The organism is Flocculibacter collagenilyticus (assembly GCF_016469335.1).
Lineage (GTDB): Bacteria > Pseudomonadota > Gammaproteobacteria > Enterobacterales > Alteromonadaceae > Flocculibacter > Flocculibacter collagenilyticus.
Map to the genome: position 1 here is coordinate 1,896,825 of NZ_CP059888.1, position 23,916 is coordinate 1,920,740.

20 protein-coding genes are annotated in these 23,916 nt (G+C 38.6%); 19 read left to right on the forward strand and 1 reads right to left on the reverse strand.

Annotated elements, in window-relative coordinates:
• Window positions 1–84 precede the first annotated feature (84 nt).
• From seqA to xdp1, 14 genes are all read left to right on the forward strand, one after another.
• The gene (gene seqA / locus HUU81_RS08425; RefSeq protein ID WP_199611775.1) at window positions 85–684 is read left to right on the forward strand and encodes a replication initiation negative regulator SeqA; all 600 of its coding nucleotides are present in this window, start codon (window positions 85–87) and stop codon (window positions 682–684) included.
• Complete coding sequence (gene pgm / locus HUU81_RS08430) at window positions 685–2,346, forward strand: phosphoglucomutase (alpha-D-glucose-1,6-bisphosphate-dependent) (protein WP_199611776.1); 1,662 nt, start codon at window positions 685–687, stop codon at window positions 2,344–2,346.
• 135 nt (window positions 2,347–2,481) lie between these two features.
• On the forward strand, window positions 2,482–3,528 hold the full coding sequence (gene astE / locus HUU81_RS08435; RefSeq protein WP_199611777.1) for a succinylglutamate desuccinylase: 1,047 nt from the start codon (window positions 2,482–2,484) through the stop codon (window positions 3,526–3,528).
• Window positions 3,529–4,097: 569 nt separating this feature from the next.
• Window positions 4,098–5,282, forward strand: coding sequence for a thiamine pyrophosphate-dependent dehydrogenase E1 component subunit alpha (locus HUU81_RS08440; RefSeq protein ID WP_199611778.1), 1,185 nt, complete (start codon window positions 4,098–4,100; stop codon window positions 5,280–5,282).
• Window positions 5,282–6,259 carry an alpha-ketoacid dehydrogenase subunit beta gene (locus HUU81_RS08445; RefSeq protein WP_199611784.1) on the forward strand — a complete coding sequence of 326 codons (978 nt, stop codon included), beginning with the start codon at window positions 5,282–5,284 and terminating at the stop codon, window positions 6,257–6,259. Before HUU81_RS08440 ends, HUU81_RS08445 begins: the two co-directional genes overlap by 1 nt.
• A 10-nt stretch (window positions 6,260–6,269) precedes the next feature.
• A complete protein-coding gene (locus tag HUU81_RS08450) occupies window positions 6,270–7,910 on the forward strand; it encodes a dihydrolipoyllysine-residue acetyltransferase (RefSeq protein ID WP_199611785.1) in 1,641 nt (546 codons plus the stop codon).
• A 570-nt stretch (window positions 7,911–8,480) separates the two neighbouring features.
• Complete coding sequence (locus HUU81_RS08455) at window positions 8,481–8,675, forward strand: hypothetical protein (protein WP_199611786.1); 195 nt, start codon at window positions 8,481–8,483, stop codon at window positions 8,673–8,675.
• Window positions 8,676–9,007: 332 nt separating this feature from the next.
• A complete protein-coding gene (locus HUU81_RS08460; RefSeq protein ID WP_199611788.1) occupies window positions 9,008–10,075 on the forward strand; it encodes a hypothetical protein in 1,068 nt (355 codons plus the stop codon).
• A gap of 1 nt (window position 10,076) precedes the next feature.
• Window positions 10,077–10,592, forward strand: a complete 516-nt coding sequence (locus HUU81_RS08465; RefSeq protein ID WP_199611790.1) for a hypothetical protein — start codon at window positions 10,077–10,079, stop codon at window positions 10,590–10,592.
• Window positions 10,593–10,763: 171 nt separating this feature from the next.
• Window positions 10,764–11,210, forward strand: a complete 447-nt coding sequence (locus HUU81_RS08470) for a hypothetical protein (RefSeq protein WP_199611792.1) — start codon at window positions 10,764–10,766, stop codon at window positions 11,208–11,210.
• Between the two features lie 110 nt (window positions 11,211–11,320).
• On the forward strand, window positions 11,321–12,082 hold the full coding sequence (locus HUU81_RS08475; protein ID WP_199611794.1) for a tetratricopeptide repeat protein: 762 nt from the start codon (window positions 11,321–11,323) through the stop codon (window positions 12,080–12,082).
• Window positions 12,083–12,988: 906 nt separating this feature from the next.
• Window positions 12,989–14,830: a protein kinase domain-containing protein gene (locus HUU81_RS08480; RefSeq protein WP_199611798.1), complete on the forward strand. Its 1,842-nt coding sequence runs from the start codon at window positions 12,989–12,991 to the stop codon at window positions 14,828–14,830.
• A complete protein-coding gene (locus HUU81_RS08485) occupies window positions 14,827–15,900 on the forward strand; it encodes a patatin-like phospholipase family protein (protein ID WP_199611801.1) in 1,074 nt (357 codons plus the stop codon). The genes HUU81_RS08480 and HUU81_RS08485 overlap by 4 nt, the downstream gene beginning before the upstream one ends.
• 237 nt (window positions 15,901–16,137) lie before the next feature.
• Window positions 16,138–16,938, forward strand: coding sequence for an exosortase-dependent surface protein XDP1 (gene xdp1, locus HUU81_RS08490; RefSeq protein WP_199611806.1), 801 nt, complete (start codon window positions 16,138–16,140; stop codon window positions 16,936–16,938).
• Between the two features lie 335 nt (window positions 16,939–17,273).
• Here the strand turns inward: xdp1 and HUU81_RS08495 are convergent, their stop codons facing one another.
• Window positions 17,274–17,786: a DUF2062 domain-containing protein gene (locus HUU81_RS08495; protein ID WP_199611807.1), complete on the reverse strand. Its 513-nt coding sequence runs from the start codon at window positions 17,784–17,786 to the stop codon at window positions 17,274–17,276.
• 27 nt (window positions 17,787–17,813) lie between these two features.
• Between HUU81_RS08495 and HUU81_RS08500 the strand changes: the two genes are divergently transcribed.
• The 5 genes from HUU81_RS08500 (at window position 17,814) to kdsB (ending at window position 23,916) form a co-directional block, all read left to right on the forward strand.
• Window positions 17,814–20,081 (forward strand): DNA internalization-related competence protein ComEC/Rec2, encoded by a 2,268-nt coding sequence (locus tag HUU81_RS08500; RefSeq protein WP_199611809.1) that lies wholly within the window; start codon window positions 17,814–17,816, stop codon window positions 20,079–20,081.
• Between the two features lie 101 nt (window positions 20,082–20,182).
• Window positions 20,183–21,916 (forward strand): lipid A export permease/ATP-binding protein MsbA, encoded by a 1,734-nt coding sequence (gene msbA / locus HUU81_RS08505; RefSeq protein ID WP_199611814.1) that lies wholly within the window; start codon window positions 20,183–20,185, stop codon window positions 21,914–21,916.
• A 20-nt stretch (window positions 21,917–21,936) separates the two neighbouring features.
• On the forward strand, window positions 21,937–22,941 hold the full coding sequence (gene lpxK / locus HUU81_RS08510) for a tetraacyldisaccharide 4'-kinase (RefSeq protein ID WP_199611816.1): 1,005 nt from the start codon (window positions 21,937–21,939) through the stop codon (window positions 22,939–22,941).
• Window positions 22,931–23,146, forward strand: a complete 216-nt coding sequence (locus tag HUU81_RS08515; RefSeq protein ID WP_199611818.1) for a Trm112 family protein — start codon at window positions 22,931–22,933, stop codon at window positions 23,144–23,146. The genes lpxK and HUU81_RS08515 overlap by 11 nt, the downstream gene beginning before the upstream one ends.
• Window positions 23,134–23,916: a 3-deoxy-manno-octulosonate cytidylyltransferase gene (gene kdsB, locus HUU81_RS08520; protein WP_199611820.1), complete on the forward strand. Its 783-nt coding sequence runs from the start codon at window positions 23,134–23,136 to the stop codon at window positions 23,914–23,916. The genes HUU81_RS08515 and kdsB overlap by 13 nt, the downstream gene beginning before the upstream one ends.

A 23,916-nucleotide genomic window follows, 5' to 3' on the forward strand; every position in this document is an offset into this window, starting at 1 on the left:
AAACATTAATGCGATCTAGTTTATCAGTTTTTTATAAGTATAATCAGCATCTAATATCGTTGGGGATAGTTATAGAGAGTAATCATGAAAACAATAGAAATAGATGACGACATTTATCAATACATAGCAAGTAAAACAGAACAAATTGGTGAGAGTGCGTCAGACATTTTACGTAGATTACTGATAGAAGCTCAAACCAACACAACGGGAACAAATAACGTACAGTTAAACGAAATTTCCAATAATCCTGCTACGCTTGAGCATGCCCAAGCAGACACAACGCCTGCAACAACCAATACAAATGACACTCAGTCAAATACAAATAAAGCAAAGAAAAAGAAAGCTAACAGCAACGTGTTCGACTTCTTAAATAAAGAAGACTTAAACATGCAAAAAAACGTTGTTAGTCGCTTTCTATTTATTTTGTCGTTGTTGAATAGAGCGCATAAAGACAGCTTCAATGTTGTACTAGACATTAAAGGCCGTAATCGTTTGTATTTTGCTGAAACAGAAGAAGAGTTAAACTCATCAGGTAGCAGTACCAATCCGAAGCAAATTCCAAACTCACCGTTTTGGGTATTAACCAATTCAAATACGACTAGAAAGAAAATGATTTTAACCGAAGTGGCAACGCACTTAGGTTATTCTGAAGAACAAGCTGAAAAAATTAGAGAAATGCTTTAGATGTCCGTTCATCAAAATGCAGGTAAATTATCAGACCATCAAGCCTTAATTAACGTTCCTCAGTTAATTTCTGCTTATTATTTATTAGAGCCTGATCTAGAAGCAAATGAAAACGAACGCGTTGCGTTTGGTACATCAGGGCATCGTGGTAGTTCGTTAACGGTGTCGTTTAACGAGTCGCATATTCTTGCAATCACTCAAGCCATTTGTGATTACAGAAAACTGAATAACATTACAGGCCCGCTATTTTTAGGCAAAGATACTCATGCCTTATCAGAGCCTGCATTCAATTCTGCTTTAGAAGTATTAGTTGCTAATCAGGTTGAAGTAAAAATTCAGGAAAATAATGGCTTTACACCAACGCCACTTATCTCTCATGCCATATTGAGTTATAACCAAAGCGATGAATGCCAAACAAATGGTGATTTAGCCGACGGCATTGTGGTTACTCCTTCGCATAACCCACCACAAGATGGGGGCTTTAAATACAACGCCACTAATGGTGGTCCGGCAGATACTAACATCACAAATTGGATTGAAAATCGTGCAAACCAATTATTAGCAGAAGATTTAGTTGCAGTAGAAATCATGCCGTTTAGTGCCGCTATTCGTTCTGGTTTTGTTGAAACCATTGATTATGTAGATGCTTACGTTAATGACCTTGCAAATATAATTAATATAGATGCCATTAAACAAGCAAACATATCAATTGGCGTAGATCCAATGGGCGGCAGTGGTATTGAAGTTTGGAAAGCAATTCAAAAAAAATACAGCCTAAGTATTACGATTGTGAATGATAAGGTCGACCCTACATTTGCATTCATGCCATTAGATAAAGACGGAAAAATCCGAATGGATTGTTCGTCACCTTATGCAATGGCTAATTTACTTACTTTAAAAGATGACTTTGATATTGCGGTGGCAAATGATCCTGACTTTGATCGTCATGGTATTGTTACTCGCACAGCTGGTTTGTTAAACCCTAATCACTATTTGGCGGTGGCAATTGATTACTTATACCGAAATAGAAACTGGCCAACAAACCTAAACATTGGTAAAACACTGGTATCCAGTGCCATGATTGATAAAGTGGCAACTTCTTTAAATCGCAATATCACTGAAGTCCCGGTAGGCTTTAAATGGTTTGTGGATGGATTAGCCAAAAGCGAATTGGGCTTTGGGGGCGAAGAAAGTGCCGGTGCCAGCTTTTTACGTAAAAATGGCAAGGTTTGGACCACAGATAAAGACGGCATTATTTTAGCGTTACTAGCAGCAGAAATATTAGCGGTCACTCATCAAGATCCAGGACAGTACTATCTGCACCTAGTTGATAATTTTGGTCAACCAAAGTATCGCAGGCTTGATGTTCCTTGTAATACTAGTCAGCGTCGTTTATTAAAACAATTATCAACAGAACATGTTGCTGCCAAAGAACTTGCTGGCGAGCCTATTTTGTCTATTGAAACACATGCTTCTGGCAATGGTGCCAGTATTGGTGGCTTAAAAGTTGTGACTGAAAATGGTTGGTTTGCGGCAAGGCCGTCTGGCACTGAAAATGTTTACAAAATATACCTTGAATCGTTTATTAGTGACGCGCATCTTGGCCTAATTGAACAAGAAGCTAAACGCCTAATTCAAAACGTATTTGATGCAGCTGATTAACGTAAATAAGAATAAATAGGTTCCAAGCACGGAACCTTTTTTTATGTCTAAAATATATACACATTTAATTAAATACATAACGTTAACAGCATAGACGTTATAGAAAAAATAACTTGAAGAAATATTGGGGATGAAATGAGTCAGGATAGAATAGAGCAGTTGATGGAGTCGGGTGATTTTCTTTCGCTTACCAGAGAAAATGAATGGACTCTGATGCCTTTTGACTTCACGTTGAAAAATAAAACGCAAGTGGAAGTATGGGACACAGGCGTGATTGTATTCACACCTAAAAAACCTGAAGGCACAGATATTATTCTGTCTAGTGCAATTCACGGAAACGAAACTGCCCCAATCGAAATTTGCGATCAAATGATAAAGGACATTATTTCTGGTGAACTTGCTTTAAGTCAGCGCGCGATGTTCATTTTCGGAAATCCTGCATCAATAAATATTGAAAAGCGCTTCGTAGAAGAAAATTTAAACCGCTTATTCAGTGGTGAACATTCTAAACCTGAGCCTGCCAAATCTGATGAGCGAGTGCGTGCTAAAAAGCTAGAGCAATACGTAGAGCGTTTCTTTACTCGTAATCCTAACCCTGTATCACGCTGTCATTATGATCTACATACCGCTATTCGTGGCTCAAAGAATGAAAAATTTGCCGTATATCCTTTCTTACATGGTAAACCGTGGCATAAATCGCAATTTAATTTCTTATTAGCGTCTGGTGTTAATACCGTATTGCTGATGCAGGCACCTGCAACCACTTTTAGTTACTTTTCTTCAAGTTTATTTAATGCACACTCGTTTACCATTGAACTAGGCCAAGTAAAGCCGTTCGGGCAAAACGATATGACACGATTTGAACAAATCGACAATGCGTTACGCTGCTTACTTACTGCTCAAGAATTAAATGTGCCTGCTTTTGATGAAAGCCAGTTCGACCTTTTTGAAGTGTATCGAACTATCAACAGAGAGACAGAATCTTTTGAACTTAATTTCGCCGATGACGTATTAAACTTTACTGATTTTCCAGTAGGCTTTGTACTGGCGAAAGATGGCGACAAAGAAATTGCAGTAGAAAAAGAAGGTGAAGCCATTATTTTTCCAAATGCGAATGTTGCCATTGGTCAACGTGCAATGCTTACGGTTATACCTACTAGCGTTGATGGCCAAGTTGTTTAAACCAACCAAGTCAGCTTGATGATTAAAGTGGTACGACTCTAAACCAACACAACTACCACTTTAATATTGCTTTTGGTTGATAAACAAACAACCTTGCTTGAAATAGTAAAATCTACGGTACAGCTGTAAAGAATAAATGGTCAAACCAATTAGATATCTATTCGTTAAAACTTGAAATGCCGTTTACGTTAACGTAAAGTTTGCGCGAAATTTATTGTACGATTTTTTGTACTGAGCGTGTTGACCTTTGCAGTATGAGTTTTGTTTAGATGCAATGGTATTTAAAGTGGGATTACTAAAGGTAAAGACCCAGAGTAGAGGTGAAGGGGTTGCATACCTACATCAAAACGCTGTAACCAACTTAAAATACATGTAATTGACGTCATTTGAGCAACGCAACTTTGATTGTGCAAACGATAATGTAAGCACTCGAATCATTGGCAATATAACTTATGGCTACGAAAACATACTGCAAAGGTTTTCACCCTAATTTAGAAAAATTAATTTTTGGCTGTATCAATCGCCAAATCTACAGGTTAAATAACAATACTTAAAAAGAAGAGAACGTTATGACAAATCCAAATAACGTAACCCTTACAGACAACCATACTGTTGAATTTGTAAGTGGTAATGCGTTAGCGATCCCTACACTACGTATCTTAAAAGAAGACGGCACGCTACATAAAGGTGCATCCCTTCCTGACTTAGATAAAGAAACAGCACTAAAAATGTATGACACCATGTCGTTCATCCGTGTATTAGATGAAAGAATGGTTGCTGCACAACGCCAAGGTCGCATTAGCTTTTACATGCAATGCTTAGGCGAAGAAGCCGCAGTAACAGGAAGTGCAGGTGCCCTAGACTTTGAAGATATGATAATGGGTCAGTATCGCGAACATGCAGCGATACACTATCGTGGATTTACGTTAGACCAATTCATGAACCAAATGTTTTCAAACGAAAAAGATTTAGGAAAAGGCCGTCAAATGCCTATCCATTATGGCTCAAATGAATTGAACTATATGACTATTTCTTCACCGTTAGGAACACAAATTCCTCAAGCTACTGGCTATGCCTATGGTCAAAAGCTAAAAGGCGAGGGTAAGTGTACTATTTGTTATTTTGGTGAAGGTGCTGCATCAGAAGGTGACTTTCATGCAGGTTTAAACATGGCCGCTGTACATAAAGCGCCAGTTATCTTTTTCTGCCGCAATAACGGTTATGCTATTTCAACCCCAGCTGATGAACAATTCAAAGGTGATGGTATAGCAACACGCGGCGTAGGTTATGGTATGAAAACGATTCGCGTAGATGGTGCAGACCTATTAGCAGTTTACGCAGCAACCAAAGAAGCACGCAGAATTGCTGTGGAAGACCATGAACCAGTACTTATTGAAGCAATCGCTTATCGCTTAGGCGCTCACTCTACTTCAGACGACCCTTCAGGTTATCGCTCAAAAGAAGAAGAAGAAAAATTCCGCAGTAACGACCCTGTTGAACGTTATCGTTTATGGTTAGTTAAGCAAGGATGGTTAAACGAAGAGGAAGATGCAAAACGCATTGAACAACTTCGTGGTGATATTTTAGATGCGGTTAAAAAAGCAGAAGTGATTGATAAACCCGCTATTGATGAGTTAATCACAGACGTATATGAAGAACCAACACCGCACCTTGTTAAGCAGCTTGAAGACACAAAGCAGCACATTAAAAAATACCCAGACGCATATCCAGTAACAGCAGGGAGAATTTCGTAATGGCGACCATGAATATGCTACAAGCGATTAATAATGCGCTTGATATTGCAATGGCAGAAAATGACAGTACCTGTATTTTTGGTGAAGATGTAGGTTTCTTTGGTGGCGTTTTCCGTGCAACCAGTAACCTTCAGGAAAAATATGGCAAAGAACGTGTGTTTAATACGCCATTAACGGAACAAGGTATTGCCGGTTTTGCGAATGGCTTAGCGGCACAAGGTTCAATACCTATTGCTGAAATTCAATTTGCTGATTATATTTTTCCCGCGTTTGACCAAATCGTCAACGAAACAGCAAAATTTAGATACCGTTCAGGTAACGAATTTAATGTAGGTAACTTAGTATTCCGTACGCCATACGGTGGTGGTATTGCCGGCGGTTTATATCATTCACAATCGCCAGAAGCATACTTTTCACATACGCCGGGTTTAAAAATAGCGGTTCCGCGTAACCCATACCAAGCTAAAGGCTTATTACTTGCGTCAATTCGTAGTAAAGATCCGGTTGTATTTTTTGAACCGAAAAAACTATACCGCGCCTCTACTGGCGAAGTACCAGAAGAAGATTACGAAATCCCGCTAGGAAAAGCAGAAGTAGTAAAAGAAGGCGCTGATATTACTTTATTAGCATGGGGTGCCCAGTTTGAAGCAATTGAAAAAGCCGCTGAAATGGCCGAAAAAGACGGTATCAGCTGTGAGCTAATTGATTTGCGTTCAATTGTACCGTGGGATGTAGAAACGGTAGCTAAATCAGTTACTAAAACAGGAAGACTATTAATTAACCACGAAGCACCATTAACCAGTGGTTTTGGTGGTGAAATTGCCGCCACGATTCAAGAAGAATGCTTCTTGTACTTAGAGTCTCCTATTGCGCGTGTATGTGGCTTAGACACACCATTCCCATTAGCGCACGAGAAAGAATACATGCCTGATCACCTTAAAACCTATGAAGCGATTATTCGCTCTGTAAATTTCTAGGAGCGCAGCCATGATTAAAGATTTTATTTTGCCAGATATTGGTGAAGGCATTGTTGAGTGTGAAGTTGTCGAATGGCTAATTGCCGAAGGTGATGTGATTGAAGAAGATCAACCAGTCGCAGACGTAATGACCGATAAAGCACTAGTACAAATACCTGCAATGTATTCAGGAAAAGTAACCAAGCTTTATTACGAAAAAGGCGATATTGCTAAAGTTCATGCGCCACTGTTTGAAATGGAAGTAGCGGGTCAAGCTAGTGACGCAGCAGTAAGCAACTCATCAGCTAATACACCAACAGAATCGGCACCAAATCCAGCTACAAGTGCTGCTCATCAGCCAAGTAATGCGGCTAGTAATCATGTTGAAGATTTTATTTTGCCTGATATTGGCGAAGGTATTGTTGAGTGTGAAATTGTTGACTGGTTAGTGGCTGAAGGTGACGACATCGAAGAAGACCAACCGGTTTGTGATGTAATGACCGACAAAGCGCTAGTACAAATACCAGCAAAGCACTCTGGTAAAGTCGTTGCCTTACACTATGCAAAAGGTGCTATCGCTAAAGTGCATTCGCCACTATTTGCAATAGAAATCGCAGGAACAGGCAATGCAGCACAAGCACCTGCAGCTCATGCAGTAAGCAACAACACCACAGAAGCTAAGCCTGCTGCTAACACGGCAGCAAACAGCTCAGTAAATAATTCAGTAGATAATTCAGTAGATAATTCAGTAGATAGTTCAGCAAATGCTCGCACAGGCAAAGCAGTTGCTTCACCTGCTGTGCGTCGTTTAGCTCGCGAGCGCAATATCGACTTAGCTCAGGTAAATGGCACGGGTAAAAACGGTCGCGTATATAAAGAAGACGTGCTCGCGTTTATTAACGGTTCGCAGGCTTCAACATCTACTAGCCAAACATCTTCGCAAACAGAGCCAAATGCAAAAGCCTCAACAGTGCGCACAGAAGCTATTCGTGGTGTAAAAGCGGCCATGGCAAAACAAATGATGGCTTCAGTATCGACAATTCCTCACTTTACTTATTGTGATGAAATCGATATGACCAACTTAGTCGCATTACGAAGTGAGCTTAAAGATAAGTACGCGAAACAAGATATCAAACTCACCATGATGCCATTCTTTATGAAGGCCATGAGTTTAGCGCTTAAATCTTATCCTGTAGTAAATAGCCAAGTTAATGAAGACTGTACAGAAATTACGTATTATGACGATCATAATATTGGTATGGCGGTAGACTCGAAAGTAGGTTTATTAGTACCAAACGTAAAAGAAGTTCAGAATAAATCAATTCTAGACATCGCTAACGACGTAACGCGTTTAACAAACTCAGCGCGTGAAGGCCGAGTGTCACCTGATGATTTAAAAAGCGGTACCATTAGTATCTCTAACATTGGAGCACTAGGCGGCACAATTGCAACGCCAATCATTAATAAACCTGAATCCGCCATTGTTGCGTTAGGTAAGTTACAAAAATTACCAAGGTTTAATGACAAAGGCGAAGTAGAAGCACGCTTTATAATGCAAGTAAGCTGGTCTGGTGACCACCGTATTATTGACGGCGGTACAATCGCAAGATTCTGTAATGAATGGAAATCATACCTAGAAGATCCTGCGTCAATGTTAGTAGCTATGGTGTAGCTTTCAGCTCATCATACTGATACTTCTGTAAAGGCAATGTGTACCATTGCCTTTTTTATACACACAATCTACAGCTTCGTCATTCCTGATTACACCACGATTGTAATATCTCAAATAATTCAGTTTATAGGCTGAAAATCGTTCTATCATCCATTCTGTTCTACGATTTAATAATTTTAAATTGAAGAATCAAAAATCTGTTTTTATACTCAATGTTAAGGCACTGTCCAATAACAGCAGATATAAGACAAAATGTCTTTTCTCAACGTGTGAAAAACACACAACCCCAGAGCGCTTATTGCATATAGACTATAGCCGTGGTAAAAACGCATTTGAATATTATTTACCACTTTTGGGTGTTTAAACACACTAAAATGGGATCCAATAAATTGTCATATCGCATGGAAATTCAGATGTGTAAATTAATCGTCCTATCTCTCACTCTCCTAATGACAAGTTCTGTTTTCGCTGAAAAGTGCAACATTAAGTATTGGGAAGAACTTGAATATACGGATATTGAATGACAGTTCTACATGGGAACTCAAGCTTATCGTAATCAGGTCTACTCTGATGCAGCTGTGCATTGGGAATACGCAACTAAAGCAGAGTCAGTTTGAAGGTGATGATTCGTTAAAGGCAATAGCACTAAGCACCTTAACTTTTCTTTATTACCAAGGATTAGGTGTAAAGGAGAATAAAGATTTAGCCGTGAAAAATTGGAATGAAGCAGTAAAAAGAGAGACTTTGAAGCTACAAGGCATTTAGGGTTTGCTTATTCAGATCCTGCTTACAAGCATAAAGATGATGTAAAAGCTTTAGGTTGGTATGAGTATTTTCATGGTTGCAAAAAATACGACGAGCTGGATGAGTGGATAAAAACGTTTATTCAGATGCCTTAGAAACTGCTGAAAAACTAAGGTCACAGTTGTCGGGTGTTCAAGAAAGTAAATCGCTTGAATTCGCTAGGCCAACACTATAAATGCGATATAACAAAAATTTAAACGGGACAAAAACATGGGGTCACTACGCGATTGTAATCCCATGTTTATGCCCTTGGTAATGGATAAACTAAAATTAGTAAAGTAGAAGGATTAAAAATGCCAGACACAGGACACATGAATTTTTTTAACGTAGATCAATGTGGACTCTATAAAGTGGGAAAAGAAGATATCAATGGATGTGGACTCAACGAAACATTCGATCTCATTAAAGAATGGGTTGATGGCAGACCACTGGCTTTAACCATTCCCTGGGACTCGACTGCAGAGAACAGGAATAAGCCTAAGTGCTACTGCAAGGATATATACAAAGACACAAATACTGGTGATTTCTTCTTAGTTCTATGGAAGTCTGACACAGACAGTGCAGGCACATTGCTTGGCGCGCAAGAAGATAGTGCCACAGGAAAAGGTGAGGTTGTTAAGTACACAAATCAATACAGGGGCAAGAAAGTAGTTTGGGGTAGGCCATGCTATTACTGGATAATACCAAGGCATAATTCAATCATTTCAATAAAATTTGATCATTCGGTATGTGATGCGCAACTCTTTGAAGATTATGTAAGGGCGTGCATAAATAATAGGGTAAAACATAAAGATAGAAAAAAAGAATATACTGAAAACGGATACGTACGAATATCACATAAGGATGAGAAGGGTAACATGTTCATGTATAGGTTTAACATGAGCCTCAAGAGCATGGAAACATCAAACTCAGAACTTCAGAAACTAGCAAACAGTGTTACACATATTGTTCGCCGAGAGACAATCCTTGTTGACACAAAAGATGAACGAGAAGAGTGGGTCAAAATATTTTCCGATTTTATACCATTAATTCCTCCTAAACCAAAAGCAAAGAAAAGACGTGTCGAAGTCAAGGCCGAAGCGAAGCCAAACGTTAAACAGATCAAAGATATAATTGAAAAAAATGCGATCGAAAACAGGAAATCAAGTGATTGGGATAACGTTGGTTTTGCAACGGATAGTGGGATTACTTGGGTTGACAGGTACAGATTGAAAGACACCATAGCTGTAGTTAACAAGCCAGAAGGTATTTTTACCGGAGAATCTCTTTGTAAAGAAATTGAAAAGAATAGGGAGCGATACATTTTTCCTATTTGTCGGGCGAATCGAATTGAAGCGGAAAAAAGCTCGACTGGAGGATGATGTGAAATATAGACTGATAGCTTATGTGTTTGGCTTTTTCCTACTCTTTGGTTTGTTTAAAATATTAAAGTTTGATTTTGAATATTCTGATTTTAAAGATTATTTAAACATCCTTTTAGCCATATCTAGTATGGTCTTTACCCTCATGGGAATATGGATAGCGTTCATTTATCCTAATGCTCTCCAAAGAATAGCTGAGCCAAACAAAGTCGAGCATGCAGATTTTACTGAAACGCTCGCAGAAACCCGCCGACTAGAAGGGCTAGTTGGAAGCGTTATGAGGTCTGCACTAGTTGTTCTTGCTGTAATGCTATTGTTTTTAGTAAAGGTTATTTTTTCCGGCTTTAATTTGCCCATTGATCTCGCCATTCTTTGCAAGCAAGGCGCAATTTCTTTAGTCATTGTTTTAAGCATTCTTCAGATGGAATCAATATTCTACGTAATATACAGCAATGTTCTTTTTGTTAATGAATTGCACAACAAAAGAGAAGAGAGAGAAGCTGATGCTGACATATAGGCATCAGAAAACGGCTCACGGGAGCCAATTACGCTCCACATGCATGCGGTTTGCTGCGCAAACTTTACCACATGTTCGTTGCGCTACATTGGCTGACGCCCATTTTTCGCTAATTATAGCCAAGCATTATCCGCATTTTATGCGGCCGTTAGCTATTTTGGGGAGATTAATTTGAATGTAGGAAGTATTGCACAAGGTAACTTTTATATATTTTGTACTCTTTTGGGTTTGTCTCTGATTGCCTCTAGTCTGACTTACTACGACTCAAAGGAGTCAGCATACGATGAAGCGTTGATTGCTGAAAAACGTAACTTCGAAAAGATAGAATACGTTGTTAGAAAATTGAAGCTTTTACTTAAAGCACAGAGTCGAAACCCTTTTAAAGAAAAGTTTAATCACTTTGTCAGCCGAACGGATGACTTACACAAAAAGATATCTGCTCATGTCGTTGAAGCTGAATATCTGAACTTGCTAAATAAACGAAAGGAAAGAGCATTTTATTTATTACTCATTGGTTTTTTTGTCGGAATAGTAGTTACAATATTCGGTATCCACAATTGGTATAATAAAGTGCAAAAGCCCTCAGACAAGTTAAAGCTTTTGGAAATCGAAAGCTAACAAACCAATTAACACGCTGGACGCTTACTCGTTGGCTGCGTCACTAATTTTAGCCAGCGAAAAGTCGCCCGCTATTGGGGCGTTGGCGCTCTCGGACAAAAGGAGAATAAATGAACGACGTGGTTCTTATGCAACTAACAAGCAATGTGTTTTGGATCTTGGTTATCGCTGGCGTTGTCGGCGTTTTTCGCAAAGAACTTGGGAGTTTGATTGCGTCAATTGCGAACTTCAAAGTCGCCGGTTCAAGCTTCGAATTCAGAGACAGAAAAGAGACATTGCAGTCATATATTTTGTTAGCTGAAACGCTAATAGATATGCTCTCTCGAACCGAGCGCATCGACGCGATTACCAGCATTATTACCGCACCTCAGGTTGAAAAGCTTGCTGCATTTGCTTTCAAATACTCGGAAGAGGTGGAGCGGGAACGGTGGAACGAAGAAATGCTCCGAAATATCGCATACTTACTTCTTCGAGCTGGCCGTTATAGTCAAGCCGTCAAGTTATATGATGAACTTCTTGAGAGAAGGCCAGATCATCTTGAATTACTTAATCTTAAGGCTCTGGCGCTAATAACCACTCGGCTGGACGAGAAAGTAAATCAGGCTCTGCCTATTTTACGTGATCTACTTGAACGGTATCCTGAGGCTGGGGTTGTCAGGCTCAACTACGCGCTTGCATGTGCGCTAAGCGATGAGCACGATGAGGCGATAAAGCAAATGGATAAACTTATTCAAAGTGAATATGTGTTTTCCAATAATAATCCCCTTATAGATCCTCTATTTGAACGTACAAGAGTGGCAGAACCAGAGAAAGTTAAAGCTCTCCAGGCCCAATTTGAAAAGAGGTTAAGAGATGGTCAGTCGGGCGTCTAATAACTCGCTATTGTTGAATTTGAGAGGGATTTAGAAACACTCTCTGAGAATTACTTTTGGGCCTCTACTAGAAAATATTTGAATGACCCATGTGAAGGGTTATTTGACGAACAGAGTGTCAATACTGAATTAGATACTATTTTTAAAATTTTTGCTGGGGAAAATAGTGACTCGGCTGGTACATTAGGAAATGTCAAAATAGCAATAAAAGAGGTATTATGGGCATGTTGTGTTTAAAGAGTTCAGCTCGGGTACTCATAAAATAATAAATAAGGACGACTTTGCATCCATTTATAACAACCAGAAAGTTATTGCTGAAGGTCATAATTCTAACTATGGCTTTGAACTTCGACGAATAGTTTTTCGGTAGTATGTGAAATTTAAATCTTGACTGCCTGTGCGGGATATTATTACCAACGATACGGTGGCTTTTAACTAAATATATAAGATTGAGTTTGAAAGGGTGTTGGTTTCTGAAAAGGCTCTAATTGCACACCTAAAAGAACATGAATTGTAAAATACTCTTAGGCTTATAATAGGCGCAGATGAACAAGTTTCAGTTGAAAAAGTCATGAGTTTATCTTCAAAATAAAACGCATATCTAAGAATGCAAGTATTACATGAGTAAGTGATAACAACGTATAACGAACGCGCTATTAAATGCAATCCATGACTTGCTTTTCTGCCTCCATGTTACATTCAGGCCGCATCAAATGTTAAAAATATATTCAGTATATTTATTGAACACAAGTTAGCGAAAGGAGCTTTATACATTTTAACTATTCCCACTTTTTTATGACGAATGGCTTAAAATTATCACTTTCGCACTTGTGTTATTGCAATAAAGTCATAACACTAAGCACTTTCTTATTTATCAACATGCTCACGCTCAATACGAACTCATTTATGCCCACTAATAGCATTAAAAATTTTTATATTTCAGAAGATCAATCCATTTATCTTCTAAGCGCGAATGACGCTAAAAAGCATAAAAAGTGGATTGAGCTATGTATTAAACAGCTTCAAAAACTGGGGTATAGCAATATTACTTTGCTTGGAAAAGGGGCGTACGGTTTTGCGTTTTCTGGTTTTACTGCTGACGATAAAGAATTTGTATTTAAATTTTCACGCATAACTTTGCCACTGCACATTCGTGAGCATCTTGAAGAAGAAGCAATGATGCTAGATCGGGTTAAACACCCAAATGTCCCTGGGTTTATTGAATATTCTGTGCGAAAAAAACAGGGTATTTTGGTGATGGAGCGAGGACTAGGTGCTGACTTGGAGCAATGGTCACTTAAGTTAGGTAAGCTGCCGATAAAGATGTTAGTTGATATTGCGATTCAACTTGCAGAAATATTAAAGGAGTTAAGGAGCAGGAAAGAGCTTGGTATAAAACGTCCGATTGTTCATGGTGATATTAAACCTTCAAACTTAACGTATGATGATAACACTAGAAAACTGTCGTTAATAGATTGGGGTTCTTCTGTATATGCTCAACTAGATGAAAATGGGCATTATATTGTTAATAACGTGATGGACTTAATGTCGAGCGACCTACAGCAAACCAATGCACGATTAGGAGATGTGTACTTTATTGGCGAAGAACAACTAAGTGGTGAGTTATCATCTCCAAGATTTGATGAGCAAGGTGTGGCGAGTACGCTATATGCATTAGCTTCTGCACAGTCTTGCCGTTTCGGTGTATATGCTATTCCGGCAGCATCGCTGGGCCTACCAAAAGAATTTGCGTTAATGATTGATGGTATGTTGAGTTCCGACAGGAAGATAAAAAAAGCTGCTGGAGATTACTTTATTCGTAATATTCACTTTATGAAACATCATGTTTTTCCTAGCAATAAAGTGGTAACAACGAAGGCCGATATTCCTATTTGGACATCAAGTTTTGATAAAGACATTGAATCTGTTGTGTATAGCTCGCGTAAATCTTTTCTCCGTGAAGAAGAGCAGGGTGATAGCCTGCAATCTGTTAACGATGCCCAACTTGATCGCTATTATAAAAACTACCTTAGTGGCATGGGAGACACTGAAAAGGCGTTTATTGCATCAATTAGCCGTCTTGCAAAATACCCTGTAGTCGGAGGTATAGTGGTCAGATGGGAGAAACAAGGTGTTTTTATTGATTCCAGTTTGAATTTATTTGATGAAACAGTTAAACCTGCGTTTTGTGATGCAGTGAATAATGTGATTATGCTTGCTCGGGCAATTCATCGGGTTGGTATTTTTAAGTGTTGTTTATTTAACGTAAAAGATACGATTCACGTTGAGCGTGATAGCTATTTAGAACGGTTTCATCCTGCCGAAGATGTACAAATACCGTACGATATTTCTCCTATAAGCAGTGTGCTTGAGGAAGAAGAAAAGCTTCACTCCTATTTTGAAGACGGACAAGACCCCGACGAAAAGCTAATTTTACCTTATTCTATTATGCAACAAATTGAGCGCTTAAACTCAATCCACCATACAGGCTGCATTATATTTGAAGTGCTACCTAAACATTTAAAAATCCATAATTACTATAAGTTGCTTGATGTGGAGCAGGAAGAAATGTTTAAACAATGTTTACAGAAAATTATTGAATGCGTGCATCAAATAGAGGGTGAGGGCGTTTCTGGCTATATGAAATTGCCATATAAAGACACTCGCTATTTTGAACACTGCCATATTCAACCAACACAGTTCATGCCACGTTCCCCTTTTACTAAAACAATGAAAATAAATACATGAAGTCTTTAGAAATTTATGCAGGCCCAACCGCTAAAAAAATTATTGAAGAAGAGGGCTTTTCACCTTCTATGTTTAAATATCTACTAGGCGCAAGCGGCGGGCCAAAGTGGTTTACTTTATTTGGTCTAGACAAATACATTTTTGGTGAATTTTTTAAAAGTAGTACACATACCGTTAATGCGATTGGTTCTTCTGCCGGTGCTTTTCGCTTCGCTTGTTTTGCTCAAAATAACCCTGTTCAAGCAATCGAAACATTAGCAAAACTATATTCAGAAACAGTTTATTCTGCAAAGCCGACAGCAGAAGAAATTACGAGAATGGCTGTTGAACTCCTTGATGCTGTGTTGGGGTCGAATGGTGTAAGCGAAATTGTTAATAATGACAGAGTAAAAGCACATTTTATTGTTGCACGCACAAAGGGTATTGTTGCCTCTGAAAATAAAATATTGCAAAGCCTTGGTTTATTTAAAAGCTTTGCCAACAACGCTATTAATCGGGGAAAATTAGCAAAGCAGTACGAACGAGTTGTGTTCAAACAGCAAAGCAGCCAAGTAAACGTGCTTGACCATACTCAAATACCTACTGCATACATAAATTTAACCAACTCCAATTTAAAACAGGCATTACTGGCGTCTGGATCGATTCCTTTGGTATTGAAAGGCGTGCCAAATATTCCAGATGCGCCAATAGGCATGTATCGAGATGGTGGCATTATTGATTACCATTTTGATTTTTCATTGTCGGATAGTGCGGCTGAAAAACGTACTAATGACTTAATTCTTTATCCGCATTTTAATAATCAACCCAAAGCGGGATGGTTTGATAAACATTTAAAAAGAAAACCAGATATTGCCCACTATAACAACACAGTTATGCTAGCTCCAAGCGAAGGGTTTATTCGTGCATTACCGTATAGCAAAATCCCTGATCGTAAAGACTTTACTGCGCTTGATGCTAATACCCGCCTTAAGTTTTGGAGAACAGTTCTGAGTGAAAGTGAAAGGCTGGCCGAAGATTTCGACGACTTTATAAATAAAGTACCTCACAATATAAAGTTGCTGTCTTTCTGATGATAATTAAGTGTTTAAAAATAAAGCAATTTGGAATATAATAAGCGAGTCTGTGTCAGCTAAATTTACAGTGTTTTAGTTTATGTGTTTTAAACTGAAGCTAATTTAATGATAAATTTAAAGTTTATTGTATTGGCTTAAAAATTGCTGAAGACAGGAAGTCATAATAGAAAGTACATAATTAGTTGTTTGAGAAATAGTTTTTCTCAAGTGGTAAGTAGGATATGGGGTGTTGTTATGAAAAAGATTTTAGCGGTGTTAGCCGCATTAGCTATTCCTTCTGTTCAAGCAGATACGCAAACATGGGAATGGGATTTACTTGGAAGTGATTCCAATGGCAATGCTACAAGTAGTGGCGTTGGCTATTCTAGTGTTCAATATGTAGACACTAATAATGCTGATAGCATTACAATGACCATGACTGGTTGGTCAGATACTGTTAACCCAAACGACGGTAGAATTGCACAAGGCCAGTTATACAAATGGGGTAATAATGGTTGGGGTGTTGTTGGTCTGTACGATGAAGGCCGAAACGATTATCCAGGCCATGCAGTAGATAACGCTACGTATTCTTGTGATCAAGGCGGAAAAGACTGTAATGACTGGGATTATGTTCTACTTAGTTTCTCAGAAGCGGTTTCACTAACTGATATTGATATTGGTTGGAAATGGGACGATTCAGACGCTTCAGTACTATATTTAGATAGTGGAACGCCAAACTTTTCTGCATCAAACTCTGATACATGGGCTGACGTAGCAAATCTGTGGACTTCAGTTGGTTCATATCAATTAACTAACAGCTATTATTCTATAGCAAACGATACGGTTGGTATTGAATCTCAATACTGGTTAGTAGGCGCATATAATAATGTATTCAGAAACGACAATTGGAGTTCAGGTAATGATGGCTTTAAGCTAAGTGGCTTTAAGGCTTCTACAACTAATACTTCTCCAAATAATAGCATTCCAGAACCAATGAGTGCGTTACTAATTATGCTTGGCTTAGGCTTGTTACTATTACAACGTCGCTCTGCATAACGATTTAAAAAATACAGACACCTCATATTAAAGGAGAGCAATTGCTCTCCTTTTTTGTGCTTGTTTATAAGTTGTTCAGTAGTTTATAAATGAATAAGCGTGTAAATGGCGATCGCTCAGTTGTGCGAAGAAATTCAAAAGAGTGCCAAAATGCAAAACCTGCTTAGTACAAAGTAATAATCAGCTTGGCTTATTTTTACGTTGAGAAAAGGGATAAAAGAAAGGAGTAGCTTTGTTTAGGCTTTGTTTAAGATTGGTATGGAGAGTTGATAATATGAAGCTGACTAAGAGATATTAAAGCAAACAAAGAAGCTGCTAAAAAGCAGCCCCATCAATTAAGCTGCTTGTTTACGCTTTTTCCAAGCTTGAGCCACTGAATAGCGCCATAAATAATTAATACCAAAAAATCCAATGGCACCAAAAATTAAGCCACAAACTACACATCCTAGTAGAAATGAAGGGCCAATCGTTGATAGACTGTTTACCACCCATTCCCATGTGGGTTCAAAGGTAAAGTGTCGATAGGGTTCGTCTAGCACAAAAGAGCCTACTCTATAGGCAACATAAAAAATAGGTGGCATGGTTAATGGGTTAGTGATCCACACCAATGCAACAGATAATGGAAGATTGACACGTAATGGAATGGCCAGTGCAGCGGCTAATACCATTTGAAAAGGAACAGGGATGAACGCAAAAAACAAACCTACCGCAAATGCACCACGGGCTGAACGCCTATTTAAATGCCATAAATTTGCATCATGTAACAATTCACCAAAAACGCTTAATGCTTTATTTTTCTTGATGCTTTCATGATCAGGCATGTACTTCTTAATCAAATTCTTTGGCATAACTCACTTCTAAATTAAGCGTATGTAATGAAATTTTGGCAAACTGCTTTAGTAACAGGTTGCATATTGTCACTATTTTTAAACAATGTGCCACCTTTTTTTGAATTAATCACGCTATTGATTGGTATATTTGGGATTAATGCGGTGCTGTTTAAAGCAAATTTTAAATGCCGCTTACCAGCAGCATTAATAACTAATGTAGTTATAGGATTGCTATGGTGTTTTTTCAATACTAATCTCGTTCAACATTCAGCAACTAGCTATATAAATAACCATGCTCAAAATATGACTGTTAGCGTTTTGAGCATTCCAAAATATAACAAGGGCACGTTAACTTTTATTGGCGGGTTAAAGTCACCAAAAAACACATCTCAATTTAGCATTACCCTTCCTAAAGTAAAAGTTACTGTATTTAATGCACCATTTGCCATAAATTTAGGCGACACATTGGTGTACAGGGGAAAATTACGATCGCTTGCTGCAGATCCGTCTTCTCGTTCACACTCTAGGATGACTTACTTTAAGTCACAAAATGTTTTATTGACTTCTACTGTTAAGCCGCAAAACATTTTACACCACCACACCAATGATAATCTTAGAAGTCGGATAGTGAAAAAAACGATTGCGACTACTTCAGCGTTAGAAAATCAAGGTATTCTGCTTGCCCTTGGTTTAGGTGTTAAGCATTTTATTAATGACGACACTAAAAACTTAATCGCCGATTCAGGGCTCGCCCATTTATTAGCTATTTCTGGCCTACATATTGGTTTAGTGTTTTTATTTGCTAGTTTAACGGTAAAATTTACCGTGATTCCTTTTGTTTATTTTTTTCTGCCCGTTTCAGTAAAGTACAAATCTACAATCAGGTTTATCCCTATGTTTTGCGGATTCATGTGCTCGGTGGGATTTGCATGGCTATCAGGCTTTTCTTATCCCACTATAAGAGCAATATGTGCGCTGGGCCTCTATTGCTTAATTGTGGTAATTGGCAAGAGGTTGGGGGTTAGGGACACATTAACCAGCATTTTTCTGATCATAATTATTGTGTTTCCATTTAGTATTTACTCAAACAGTTTTTGGCTGTCATTCATTGCTGTATTTACTATCTTGTTCAGTTTTTGGTTATTCCCAACTGTTAATCGTACAAATGCGCTGTTTAAATTATTTAAATTGCAGGTGATTTTGTTGATTGTCATGCTACCTGTTAGCGTGTTGTTTTTTGGCAAATACAGCGTTTTTTCACTAGTTACCAATTTATTTGCGGTACCAATAGTAAGTTTATTAGTTATGCCTGCAATTATTGTGGGCCTTGGTGCATTAATCATCAACTGCGATACCTTCGCGCAATATTGTTTTGAATTATCTGACACAATTTTGCAATTTGTATTTTCAGTATTGAAGTATGGTGAACCGGTTACACATTTTCTATCGCTACCGCACTCAAACGGTTTTTGGTTAGTTATCGCTTTTTGCTTCTTGTCCTATGGGTTTTATTTACTTAAGCAAACGCCCTTAAGGTTTCTACTGTTATTGCCATTATTAAGTGCGGTTGTTGGGTTTACTTCCAATACAAATAAAACAAGTTGGTTTGTTGAGGTGTTCGATGTTGGTCATGGCAATGCTGCATTAATTCACAAGAATGGTCATGGTTTGATGGTAGATTTAGGTAACAACCGAGCAAAATTTTATATAGACACATTTATTTCTCAACAGGATGTACGTATTGAAGGTATATTTTTAACCAAATACGATCAATTTCACCTGGGCGACTATCACAATTTTATTCAGAAATACCAGCCAGAATTAATTGTTGCTCCAGAAAATTCAACCATAAATGCGCATAAGTGTACAAATCAGCGAATAAATTGGAGAGGGTTAAAAGTCGTTTTATTTCCTATTTATCGGTTACAGAAATACAGCGATGAAATAACCAGTGACGTATCCGTATGTGTTATTAAAGTAACTGATGAACAAAACCAAGGCGTTATGTTTGCTTCTGACATCAATAAATCAGAAGAGTTAGTACTAATTAAGCAAGGTGTTGATATGAGAGCAGATTTGTTGATATCACCTTCTCATGGCAGTAAAAAAGCATCCTCTTTGCCATTCATTCGAGCGGTAAGCCCTTCGTTTGTTGTACACGCAGTAAAGTTCAATAATCATTATGGTTTACCCTCAAAGGAGGTTATTAAACGATATAATTTACGCAACGTAAAGCAGTTCAACTCTGCTGAACATGGACACATACAGGCTCATTTTAGTGATAAAGAATTAGCGATATCTACAGAGCATTAAGATGAGATCGCGTGAACTTTCTAAGGGTAACAATATGTTTAAGTTGAAGGAATATAAACATACGGGATACAATACGCGCTGAATTTCATTAGGCGTTTTCTATGAGTAATAATACCTCTCCTTTCAAACAGCTACTTCCGTACATAGTAAATTATAAATTGGGATTTATTGTTGCAGTTATTAGCATGCTATTTTACGCAGGTATCGACACCTTTTTTATCTCGCAATTGAAGCCTTTTATCGATAAAGGAATTACCAACAAAGACACCACCGTTCTAACGTGGGCACCTATTGTTGTTGTCGCTATCTTTATTTTACGTGGTTTATTTAACTTTATTTCAATGTATGCACTGAGCTGGGTTGGCTCTAATGTGGTGCGCGATATAAGACAGCGGTTATTTAATCAGCTGATCAATCTGCCAGTTTCATTTCACGATCAAAACAGCACTGGCGATTTAATTTCAAAAGTCACTTACGACACCGAGCAAATTCAACAGGCTACCAGTAAGTCTTTATTAGTATTGGTGCGTGAAGGTGCTTTTGTTATTGGCTTATTAGGGCTGATGTTTTATGAAAGCTGGCGCCTATCGTTAATATTTTTAATTATTACTCCGTTGATTGCCATTATCGTTTCTTACGTTTCAAAACGTTTTAGGTCAATCAGTCGAAATATTCAAAATTCAATGGGTAATGTCACCAAGGGCGCTGAACAAATGCTGGTTGGCCATAAGGTCATACTTGGTTTTGGCGGGCAAGAACTCGAATCTAAGCGCTTTTACGAAATCAATAACAGTAACCGCCAACAAAAGATAAAACTTGCAGCAACCACGTCGTTAAGTGTGTCAGCCATTCAAATAATAGCTTCGTTCGCTTTAGCAACAGTGCTTTATATTGCGAGTTTTCCATCAATGCTAGATACATTAACACCGGGTAAGTTTATGGTGATCATTGGCGCAATGATGATGTTGTTGCGCCCTTTAAAGCAGCTCACTAACGTTAATAGTGAATTTCAAAAAGGCATGGCGGCAACAACAAGTGTTTTCGAAGTATTGTCTCAGGATATTGAAAAAGACACAGGTACAAAAGCACTTGCTGTTATTGAGTCTGACATTCAGTTTAAAGATGTCAGCTTCACTTACCCGACAAGTGAAACTGCGGTGCTTAAAAACTTAAATTTAACGTTGAAAAAAGGGCAAACATTGGCTCTTGTTGGGCGCTCAGGATCAGGTAAGTCAACGATTTCAAATTTATTACCACGTTACTACGACATTCAACAAGGTATGATCACCATTAACGATCAACCTATTGACCACTACACGCTAAGTTCATTGCGCAAAAACATTGCGGTGGTATCACAACAAGTTGTGTTATTTAACGACACCATCGCGAACAACATTGCTTATGGAATGGAAGGTGAAGTAAGTAGAGAGCAAGTTGTAGACGCAGCAACAAAAGCACATGTAATGGAGTTTGTAGAGCAGTTGCCCGAAGGTTTAAACTCTGAAGTAGGGGAAAATGGCGTTATGCTTTCTGGTGGTCAACGCCAGCGCTTAGCCATTGCCAGAGCATTGCTGAGAAATTCTCCTATTCTTATTTTAGATGAAGCAACATCAGCACTAGATACTGAATCTGAGCGTATCATTCAAGATGCACTAAATGAGTTAATGAAAGATCGAACTTGTATCGTTATTGCACATCGCTTATCTACTATTGAGTCAGCAGACCAAATTTTAGTGATTGAGCAAGGCCAAGTTGCTGAACAAGGCACGCACATCGAATTATTAGCAAAAGATGGTATTTATAGCGCCCTTCATAAAATGCAGTTTGGTTCGTAACTAATGAAACGAGTTTATAAATGAGTTTTATTGAAAAGGGATGGTATAAGCAGTCTCGTATTGCAAGTACCGTGTTATTGCTTTTATCTCCGCTGTCGTTGCTATTTTATGCTGTGTCGACTTGTCGCAGATTTTATTACACCAAATGGGTTCAACCTAAAAATGCACAGCCATTAATTGTGGTTGGTAATATAAGTGTAGGCGGTAACGGTAAAACGCCATTTGTTATATGGTTATGTCACGAATTAAAGCAGCAGGGGTTTAATGTTGGCGTTATATCACGCGGATATGGCGGGGAATGTGATAATTATCCTCTTTCTGTAACGGCAGAAACGCCAGCAAGTTTGTGCGGAGATGAACCAAAATTAATTTCGCAAATTACTCAATGTCCTGTGGTCGTTGGTCCCAATAGAAACGCTAACATTCAAATGCTGAATCAAGCACATAATATAGATTACATTATTAGTGATGACGGCATGCAGCATTATGCAATGGCACGTGATGTTGAGGTTGCTATTGTGGACGCTAAACGTATGTTTGGTAATCGTTGGTTGCTACCAGTAGGGCCACTACGTGAGTTAGTCTCGCGCCTAAAAAGTACAGACTTTGTTATCTATAACGGGCAGCCTGACTTAAGCCCATCTCATGATGTTGATAGCTATCAATTAATTGCTCAGCAGCCCATAAACATACAATCAAATCAGGCTACGGATTTTGCTGCAATGCCACACGCTCATGCCATTTGTGGCATCGGTAATCCCCAGCGCTTCTCAAATACGTTAAAACAAAACCGCATTAATACGTTAAGTTTCACAGCATTTAGTGATCATCATCATTATACTTTGGCTGACTTTGATAAATTTGGTGATGAACCAGTCATAATGACCGAAAAAGATGCCGTTAAATGCGCAGCGTTTGCAAAACCTAATTGGTGGTATTTGCCAGTTGCGGTTGAAATGCCAGAAGATTTAAAAAACAGAATACTAAAAAAAGTGATAAATGTAGGAAAAGAATATGGCCTTTGACACTAAGCTACTCGATATTATTGCATGCCCAGTTTGCAAAGGGCGTTTACGTTTAGATAAGCCAAACATGGAATTAATTTGTCGGGCAGACAAGCTATCCTATCAGATAAAAGATGATATTCCCGTGTTGCTTGAAAACGAAGCAACTACGCTAACACAAGATGACATTGAACAAAAAGAGGCTCAAAACTCATGGAATTCGTAGTCGTAATACCTGCTCGTTATGACTCTACGCGCTTGCCGGGTAAACCGCTTGCCGACATTGCTGGAAAGCCAATGATCGAGTGGGTACATAATCAAGCCCTTAAAAGTGGTGCAACCAGAGTCATCGTTGCTACCGATGATAAACGCATTGAAGCTGTTGTTCGGGAGTTTGGTGGCGAAGTGTGTATGACGGCTAAAGATCATGAATCTGGTACTGAACGTCTTGCGGAAGTAATTAATCATTATCAATTAGATGACGACACCATTGTGGTTAACGTGCAAGGTGATGAGCCATTAATCCCGCCTGCCAATATTCAGCAAGTGGCTTCAGGCTTAGCCTCTTCAACAGCTGGTATGGCAACACTGGGTGTGGCAATTGAAGACGTATCAGAAATTTTTGATCCTAACGCCGTAAAACTGGTTAGAGATAAGCACAATAATGCGCTTTATTTTAGCCGAGCGGCTATTCCTTACGACCGTTCATTATTTCCAAAAAATATTGACTCAATAACCAGCGAAGAAAGTAACGCGTTACATAATGTGTTGCCAAACTACTTAAGACACATCGGTATTTACGCTTACCGAGCAGGATTTATTAACAAATATATCTCGTGGGATGCTTCGCCACTAGAACAAATAGAGTCGTTAGAGCAGTTACGCGTACTCTGGCACGGTGAAAAAATTCATGTTGATGTTGCTGAAGAAGTACCGCCAGCTGGGGTAGACACGCCACAAGATTTAGAGCGTGTTAGGGCATTAGTGAGTGGTTAA